This is a genomic window from Haliea atlantica (assembly GCF_054779855.1).
Map to the genome: position 1 here is coordinate 1,092,986 of NZ_BAAGXL010000003.1, position 8,656 is coordinate 1,101,641.

Here is an 8,656-nt window from a genome sequence, read left to right on the forward strand (position 1 = left end):
AGGTTGGCAACGCACCGGACTCAGACGCCGCTGCTGTCGAGAACCAGATCAACCCGGCGATTCTGAGCCCGGCCCTCGGTAGTCGCGTTGCTGGCAATCGGCTGCGTTTCACCAAAACCGAGCGCCGAGATCTGCGCAGGGTCGACACCGTGCTTGCTGATCATCATGAGCCGCACGGCCTTGGCCCGCCGGTCGGACAGCCACAGGTTGTACTCATCGGTCCCGGAACTGTCGGCATGCCCCTCAATGATCGCCTTGACCGCCGGGTTTTCCTTGAGGAAAGCCGCCGCCCGCTGGATCTCGACATCGTAGTCCTGGGTGATCACGGAGGAGTTGTGGGCAAACTGCACATTCAGGGACACGGCAATGCGGTTCTCGCCCGCATCCCGGTAACGGCCGTTGCTGGCACTGGCCAGGTTGGCCAGCAGGGCCTCCTTGTCGACCGTCACCTCGCGGGGCGCCTCCGGGGGACACAGGGGCTGACCATTCTCGTCATCCCCCCGTGCCAGCTCGAGATTCATCTCATTGATCTGTTCCTGATTGAGACCATCGACACTCAGCGCCGACAGCAGCAACCCCATATTGGCCAGGGTGCGTGCCTTGGCCGTGCGCAGGGTCGCTTCGGCCGTCACATAGGCACGCTGGGTATCGAAGTACTCGTTCTGCGAATCCAGCAGGTCGAGTAGCGTGCGCTGACCGAGGTCAAACTGATCCTGGTAGGCACGGCGGGTCTTGTCCTGGGACAGCCGATTGCGGTCCAGATAGACCACCTGTTGCTCCAGGGCCTGGATATCGTTGAAGGCAATCATGGTTTCCTGACGCACGTTCAGGCAGGCCTGCTTGCGCTCCTCCACCGCGGAGTTATAGCGGTTGTAGAACTCCCGCTTGCGGGCACTGTCGGCACCGCCACGGAACAGGTTGTAATTGAAGACCAGCTCCAGGGCCTGCTCGTCGTAACGCCCCTCCAGCCCGTCGGTATCGTGCTCCACCTCATTCCGATAGCGCAGATCCACCTGCGGCATGAAGGGGGCATTGGTCTGGTTGAGCTGCGCCTGGACCGAGCGCAGGTTCTCGATCGCCGCGTTGATCTCCGGGCTGCGCTCGTAGGCGATGTTCAGCGTCGCACTGCGCTCCGAGGGGATCAGGCTGGTCGGCATGCTGGGAAGCTCCAGCTCGCTGGCAGGCAGGTCACCCACGACCCGCTGGAAGCGGGTCTGCACATCGTGCAGGTTGGTCATCTCGGTCAGCAAGTTGGACTCCGCGAGTGCCACCCGGGCCGCCGCCTGATCCAGATCCACCCCCTGGCTGACACCGCCGCCGGTTCTCTCGGCGATCTTGTCATAGACTTCCCGGTGGAAAACGTAGTTTTCCTCGGCAAACTTCACCAGCTGCTGGTAGCGCACGGTATCGAAATAAGCCTGGGCCGCCTCCAGGGCAACCTGCTGGGAAGCACGCTGGAGCTCGTAGTACTGGTTCAGCTTCTCAAAACCCAGGCTGCGCACTTCCTCGCGGGTCTGGAAGCCGTCAAAGAGCATCTGGGTGATCGTCAGGCGCGCGGCGTCGCGCGTATATCGGCCCAGGTCGACCAGCGGCGTCTCCCGCTCTTCCCGGCCAATTTCGGCACTCACGTCAACACTGGGGAGGTAGCCCCCCACCGCCGCACGCTGGGCTTCCGCCGACGCGGCAAAGTTATACCAGGCGGCGTTGGTACGCGGGTTGGTCATCACCGCCTGGGTCACCGCAGACTGAAAATCCTTCACGGGCTGGGCATTGGCCTGCATCCCCACCGCCATCACCGCGGCCCCGATCGCTGCTGCTAGTCGTTTCATACAGAGTTCCCTTATAAAGATACTGCTTCTACGCACCTGGGTGCCGGCTCCCACCACAGTGACAGCAAGCCTGCCATGACTATAGTAAGCGCGAAGCACTGTGCAATGACCCCGCAGGAGTATAGGCCACAGCGGGCGCGACAAGTGCGCCCTGTGGACTAATACCATGACGTGGTTCACAGAATAAGGGGCACGGACCGAGCCGAGCGCTGCCCCTGCCACGACGATGCCTGCTATCCTCACCCTTTAAGGTGCATGGAGCACCCGAACCCCCTTACACAATAGACCAGAATTGGCTTCCATGCGCATTCCACCGCAACCGTTTCCCCTGATGCGCCCTGCCTGGCAGGCAGCCGCGCTGCTGACCGTGGCGGTGGGACTGGCTCTGGGCGTGGTAGCGGATTCCGACCTGAACCGGATGGAACGGCTGGCAGATGCGCGTTACGGCCCCGCTACCGGTGATCTGGTCGCCCGCTGGCGGGATCTGATCAATGAGACCTCCGGCATGCCGACCGCGGACAAGCTGGCACGGGTAAATCGCTTTTTCAATCGTCAGGTACGCTGGCGACAGGACGTCGACATCTGGGGACAGAACGACTACTGGGCCACGCCGCTGGAAACGCTCGGCCGGCGTGAGGGCGACTGCGAGGACTTCAGTATCAGCAAATACATGACTCTGGTTCTCGCCGGCGTACCCGTGGAACAGTTGCGCATCACCTACGTCAAGGCCGCCATGGGGGCCCCTGGCAGCGGACTGAGCCAGGCCCACATGGTGCTCGCCTGGTACGAGAGCCCGGGCGCTGAACCGCTCATCCTGGACAACCTTGTGTCGGAAATCCGGCCCGCATCCCGTCGCCAGGACCTCAAGCCCGTATTCGGCTTCAACACCCAGGGACTCTGGGTTGGGGCAGCCACCCGGGCTGCCACCAATGATCCCGGGGCCCGCCTGTCACGCTGGCGAGACCTCCTGCAGCGCATGGCCGATGACGGCCTGTCGCCTGGCCCGCTAACCACGGAGTAAGCATCCATGTCACTTTACAAGCAACTCTGGCTGGCAATCATCTTCCTTCTGACGCTCGTCTTTGGTGGCAGCTTCGTGGTCAGCAGCCTCTCGGCCAAGAACTACCTGGAGCAGCAGTTGTTCATGAAGAATACGGACAATGCCGCGGCCCTGGCCCTGTCGCTGACCCAGCAGGAGGCGGACCCGGTGCTGCTGGAGCTGGTGCTCTCGGCCCAGTTCGATACCGGCCACTACCAGTTGATCGAATTGCGCGGCCCGACCGGCGAGATTCTGGTCCGCCGGGAAGATGACAGTCGCCCGGCCGAAGCACCGGCCTGGTTCACGCGCCTGCTACCGATTGATGTTGAGCCCGGTGTGGCCCAGGTGCAGAAAGGCTGGCAGCAGATCGGTACCTTGACCCTGCGCAGCCACTCCCGTTTCGCCTATCGCGAACTCTGGGAAAGCACCCAGAAGCTGGCCCTGGTGTTCCTGATTGCCATGCTGGCCGCAGGCCTGTTGGGCAGCTACCTGCTGCGGATCATCCTGCGCCCCCTGGGCGACGTCGTCGCCCAGGCAGAAGCGATCGGCCAGCGCCGCTTCATCACCACGCCAGAGCCCCGCACCCGGGAGTTCCGCCAGGTGGTAAGTGCCATGAACACGCTGTCGGAACGCGTCAAGCAGGCACTGCGCCAGGAAGCAGCGCGACTGGAGAAATGGCAGCGCGACAGCCATGTCGACCGGGTTACCGGCCTACTCAGCCGGGATACCTTCATGCAGGGACTGGAAACCCTGCTGGAAGACGACGACGTCAATGCTACCGGGGCCGTCACGCTGTTGCGACTGGTCGGGCTCGCGGAGCTGAACCAGAACTACGGGCGCAAGGCTATTGATGCGGTACTGGCAGAAATCGGCACCGCCGTGGGCAACATCGTCGGCAGTCACAGCCGCTGGAGTGCCTCGCGACTGAATGGCTCCGACTTCGCGCTGGTGGCCCCCCGCGCCACCGACCCCAGGGCCATTGCCGAGGAAATGCGCGACGCCATTGCGGAAGTCCTGGAATCACGCAGCCTGCGCAGCGAAGTCAAACTGCCCTGCGCCAGTACTATCTATGTGCATGATGACAACATCACCCGGCTGATGACTCGTCTCGACGGTGCCCTGATCGCCGCCGACCGCGAAGATCACGGCGAGGTCAATGTGACCTATGCCGGCGACGTCCAGATGATGCCCGTGCGCGAACAGATGGCCTACTGGAAGAATGTGCTCGAGCTCGCCTTTCTGGACAACAAGTTCTCCCTGGACAGCTACCCCGTGGTTGGCCTCAATGGCAGCCTGCTGCATTTCGAGGCGCCGGTGCGACTGCAGGCTGATGGCGAGCAGCTGATGGCCGGGGCATTCCTGCCCTGGATCAACCGCCTGGAGATGTCCGGGGAACTGGACAAGTATGTCGTGGACCTGGCACTCAGGTTGATTCCTGTTCGCGAGCAGCCGATCTGTATCAACCTCTCCGTCGGGGCACTGGTGGAGCCGGCTTTCCTGCTCTGGCTGAGCGATCGGCTTGCCGGCGCCGGCAAGGCCGGCAACCGACTCTGGATCGAACTGCCGGAAGCCATGGCTTTCCGCCACCTGGAAGCATTCAAGCGGCTGAGCGCCCGGGCAAAATCATTTGGCTGCAAGGTGGGCATCGAGCACGTCGGACATCAACTGTCTGACCTGAGCAAGCTGCACGATGTCGGCCTGGATTACCTCAAGGTCGACGCAAGCTTTATCCGACATATTGACAGCAATCCCGCCAATCAAACCCTGCTGCGGACACTTTGCACTGTGGGCCATTCGATTGGCGTCATGGTGATTGCGGAAGGCGTGCGCAGCAGCGAGGAATGGCGTCAGCTGGAGGACTTGGGCCTGGATGGCGCCACCGGCCCGGGTGTCACCGAAATGCGCGACAAGGGCGGGCAGTAAACCGCCCCAGCACCCCATCGATGTGGCGCCAGACCGGCGCCGGGGCTCCTGTCAATCCTCGCCCAGAAGGTCCAGCCGGTTACCCAGGCGACTGCGCAGTTGCTGACGCATCAGCATCTTCTCCTGCGCAGAGGGCGGCAGCTCGGTAAACAGGATGACACCCTTGTCGATCAGCAGCTCCACCACGTCTTCCAGCACCCGCACAAAGTCCTGGTCAGTGGCACTGAGTTCCTCGGCATAACCGCCAATACCGCGCAGAAAACCATGCATTTCCGGGTCGTCGGCCGCCACAAGCTCAAGGCCCTCGCCGGGCACCTGACTGACAGCGACAATACTTCCATCGGCATCCCGTCTGACAAAGGGCATATCGCCTCCCCCAATAAAAAATCCCCGCTATCCTTGCGGACAACGGGGATTGATCATAGCCGAGTTGTTTACTGGTCGATAGTCAACTTGCCGGAATCCAGCATGCTCTGGATCACGGAACTCATGTCATCGTAGCCAGTCACCAGGTCCACGCCTTCCAGTGTCACCGTGTAGTCGACAAAGTTGGCATCACTCGGGTTGCCCTTGAAGCCGCCATCCGAACTCACCTCGATGACCGTGTCGGCACCATCCAGGGAGACCTTCAGGTAGCTAGTCAGATCGACACCTTCGGCCTCTTCACCCTGCAGCAGATCCCGCAGGTCGAGGGTGTCGGTGCCGCTGTCACCAAAGCCCACGATCGTGGCCGGCTCATCCGCACTGGCATCCGAGAGCGCAAAGGCGAATACATCGTCACCTTCCGTGGCAAGAAGCGCACCCTCGGTAGCGGATTCGGACTCCAGCTCCGACCCGGATTCAGTGCCCGCCTCGGGCTCGGATTCCGGCTCCTGCTCGGGTTCCGGGTCCTGCTCGGGCTCAGGTTCAGGGGCAAAGGCCACCGTCGTTTGTTCGGCGCCACCGAAAGACTGAACCGAGACACTGTTCGGATCGACCTCCTGGTTCTCTTCACCATTGAGATTGATCGTCAGTGTCTTGGTCACCCGGTCGCCACTGGCATCGACAAAGCTGTACTCGAAGTTCTCCGAGAGCTGCTCCTGGGCATCCATGCCATCTCGCGTCGCCCGGCTGACCTCGTAGGTGTAGCCACCATTGGCATCCACCACCAGGGTACCGTAATCCCCCGCCACGGTATTGCCAGCCGCTCCGGTCCAGACGATACCACCGCCCGCTGCCGGGCCATCGGCACCAAATCGGCCGGTTACCGTGCCGGAAAGCTCGGGCAGGTCGTCCGTAGAAGCCACCTCGGCAAACAGCTTGAAGCTGGTCGCGCGGTTCTCCTGGGTCCTGATCGAGCTGACCAGGTTGCCATTGCCGTCGAGGAAGCCGCGGACACGCACCTCGTAAACCCTGTCACCCACCGTCACCTGCTGTACCAGGCTCGGGTTGGTGATGGTGATGATGTCATCACTACGCGGGTCACTGTAACCATAGTCATTGGGGGTTTCATTGTGGCCCAGCGCAACGACGGTGGAAACCGGCACCACCACCCCGTCAATCACCAGGTTGAATTCAACCTCGAGATCAACCGACTCGAGCGAACGGCTGCCACTCTGAATCGGGAAGTTGAGGTGCGTCAGCTCTCCGACCTCGAAGAGGGAGTCCACCTCGACCGGGGTGCCACCCGAAACATTCGGGTTGTAGCTGAAGTTGTATCCCGACTGTCCGTTATTCGTGGCCGGCGTGCCCCAGCGCAGGTAGACACCATTGCTGTTGGAACTCTCGTTGATTGATGGGTAGTAACCGCCAGTACCGTCTATGTCGGTCCAGTCCGCGCCCAGGCCACCGACCTGAACATCGCTGACCGGGACCGACAGTGACAGCGGGGCAATGTCATCGACTACCGGTATGTCGTCGTCGATCGAGATCACGAAGCTCGCAGTCCCCGGGTCCCCGTCGGCATCCGTGACAGTCACATCGACGGTGACATCGACGTTGTCCTCGAAGTCATCGCCCGCGTGACGCACTGGCTGGAGCAGCGTGACCTGATAGTCCGCGGAGTCACCGTCGACATTGGCGAGCTGCACCGTGAACACCTGGTTCGCGGCCTGACTGGCGTCGGTACCCGCGATATAGGCTATCAGGGTTTGCGTTCCTTCCACCCAGACTGTATCAACGCTCTGACCAGCCAGGGTCTGCAACGCCGTGGTGTTTCCGTCCGTGGAAAGCGCAATACTCCCCAGCGGCTCATCCGTACCCAGGTTGAAGTTGATCGTGCCGGAGGTTACCGGGTCATCATCACCCGGTGCCGTATCATTGTTGCCAAGTCCGGCGATGTCATCTTCATCGACAATAATATCGTTGCTGGTCGTGACCGTCGGAACCGTGTCAATCTCCTCGGGGGGCAGGGCCTCTACCGGCGCTACCTGGACATTGATGGCACCCGTCACCGCGTCACCGTCGCCATCAGTGGCACCGACGGTAAAGGGCAGTTCCTGCCCGGGCGCTGTGATCAGGTCGATCGTCTGCATCGACTGGATCTTGAGGTCAGCCGGGCTATCCGTGACGATCAGCTCGATCGCCGTGAAAGCTCCCGGCGCATTGATGACCAGATCGGCATCCCCGTTCGAGGATACCGAGCCCTCGCCCACTACCGTAGCACCATCATAGAAGACATAGTTGAAAGTGCCGCCTTGGGGTGCTTTCAGGCCAAATACCACCTGATCGGTTTCAACCTGGCGCACGTCGTAGGTGAAGGTAATTGCTTCGCCTACGGCCAGGCTATTGCCATCGCCCGCAAGGCCCTGATTGCTCGGGTTGACTTCATCATTGATACCGGTGGGTGTCGCGACGACATCACCGAAATCATAACCAGTAGTCGGGCTTCCGGCGTCAGTATTGCCGAATTGCACATCGGTCTCGACCGTACCGGCCTCGGCCTCCAGCAGGACAAATTCGTAGTTGCCATCCGGGCTCAGGGACAGTGTGAAGATATCCTGCGTGCCATCATTGGCCGTCAACACGACGGTGCCGTTGGCCAGCGTGGCGCTGCTGTAGGTCACGCCCTCCAGCTGCGGCCCGGTCAGGGTGATATCACCCCAGCCGTCGGCGCCGGGCAGGAAGCCGCTGTTGGATCCGCTATCGCTCGCACCGTCGACATTGTCCACCTGGAGGTCGGCGAAGCTGCCGATGACCGGCGTGTCGTCATCAATGGTGAGATTGAAGCTGGTGCTGGCTTCCGAGCCGTCCGAGTCAAAGACCGAGACGTTGATCGGAACCACCAGGTCACCTTCCACATCATCGGCATTCTCGGGCAGGTGATGCTGGAGCGGTTGCAGCAGGGTCACGTCGTAGTCAGCACCGGAGTCCGTGATATTGGTCACCGCGATGGTGAATACACGATCCGCAGCGGTATTGGCGTCACCATCGGCACGGTAACCGATCAGCGTATTGCTGTTGGCATCCCAGGTGGTCAGTACCGCGGTACCGTCGAGCGTTACCACATTGGTGGTGTTGCCGGTGGTGGAGAGCTGCAGGTTCTGCAGCGGAATGTCTGTCGACAAATCAAAGGTGAATGTGCCGCTAGTATCCGGGTTGGTCAGGTCATCCGGACCGCCCGGGTTACCCACAACAGACTCGATATCATCTTCGTCGACAGAAATATTTTCTGCGGAAATTGTCGGGTTGTCGGCGTCATCGATAATGGTCGAGGTGACCACGCCGTCGTCCAGCTCCACCGTCTCGTACACGCTCTGGGTAAACGACTGGTCTGCACCCGTCGCCAGCGCCACGGTGTACTGCTCACCGTTGTCGGCAAAGGCATCATCCACCAGCGCCGCACTGAACACCGCGCCGATCTGTACCGTGGTGCCCGAGGGCGTGT

General features: G+C 61.5%; 5 protein-coding genes. 2 read left to right on the forward strand and 3 right to left on the reverse strand.

Annotated elements, in window-relative coordinates; translation table 11 throughout:
- Positions 1-20: 20 nt before the first annotated feature.
- Positions 21-1,829, reverse strand: coding sequence for a TolC family outer membrane protein (locus ACYVGS_RS05150; RefSeq protein ID WP_460587566.1), 1,809 nt, complete (start codon positions 1,827-1,829; stop codon positions 21-23).
- Between the two features lie 301 nt (positions 1,830-2,130).
- Between ACYVGS_RS05150 and ACYVGS_RS05155 the strand changes: the two genes are divergently transcribed.
- Both ACYVGS_RS05155 and ACYVGS_RS05160 read left to right on the forward strand, forming a co-directional pair.
- A complete protein-coding gene (locus ACYVGS_RS05155; protein ID WP_460587567.1) occupies positions 2,131-2,850 on the forward strand; it encodes a transglutaminase-like cysteine peptidase in 720 nt (239 codons plus the stop codon).
- 6 nt (positions 2,851-2,856) lie between these two features.
- Complete coding sequence (locus tag ACYVGS_RS05160) at positions 2,857-4,791, forward strand: bifunctional diguanylate cyclase/phosphodiesterase (RefSeq protein WP_460587568.1); 1,935 nt, start codon at positions 2,857-2,859, stop codon at positions 4,789-4,791.
- A 51-nt stretch (positions 4,792-4,842) separates the two neighbouring features.
- Here the strand turns inward: ACYVGS_RS05160 and ACYVGS_RS05165 are convergent, their stop codons facing one another.
- Positions 4,843-5,157, reverse strand: a complete 315-nt coding sequence (locus ACYVGS_RS05165; RefSeq protein WP_460587569.1) for a hypothetical protein — start codon at positions 5,155-5,157, stop codon at positions 4,843-4,845.
- Between the two features lie 68 nt (positions 5,158-5,225).
- The coding region (locus ACYVGS_RS05170) for a type I secretion C-terminal target domain-containing protein (RefSeq protein WP_460587570.1) at positions 5,226-8,656 on the reverse strand (3,431 nt) is incomplete at its 5' end.